Source organism: Mesorhizobium sp. M7A.F.Ca.MR.148.00.0.0 (assembly GCF_003997735.1).
Classification (GTDB): domain Bacteria; phylum Pseudomonadota; class Alphaproteobacteria; order Rhizobiales; family Rhizobiaceae; genus Mesorhizobium.
This window is the reverse complement of the sequence record NZ_RZTB01000593.1, coordinates 1-262: the sequence shown is the minus strand read 5'-3', so window position 1 is coordinate 262 and position 262 is coordinate 1. Positions and strand designations below refer to the sequence as shown.

Sequence of the window (262 nt, the reverse complement as noted above, 5' to 3'; positions counted from 1 at the left end):
AAGGCACGGAGTATTCTTCCCGGCAAACGCTGGACGGTTCGGTCGGCAAATAAGCTTGAATCGAGTTGGTTCGGACCCGCACCAAGTCTGGTTGATGACTACTTCATATCTATGCCGAGCGCGGCGAAGGCCAAGGTCGGACCGTCGCGTCGCAGGTGGACGAGATGCACAGCCACAAGTTCGATCAACGTCTGGCGTTCGGCGTGATCCCCAGCGAAGCCGGCCAGGTCGAACACCGCGGTCACGGTTTCATTCGCCGGCA

1 pseudogene is annotated in these 262 nt (G+C 59.5%); it reads right to left on the bottom strand.

Going from position 1 to position 262, the window contains the following annotated elements:
* Nucleotides 1–98 precede the first annotated feature (98 nt).
* Nucleotides 99–262 (bottom strand): annotated as a pseudogene (locus tag EOB49_RS38855) (mannitol dehydrogenase family protein); the annotation flags it as partial.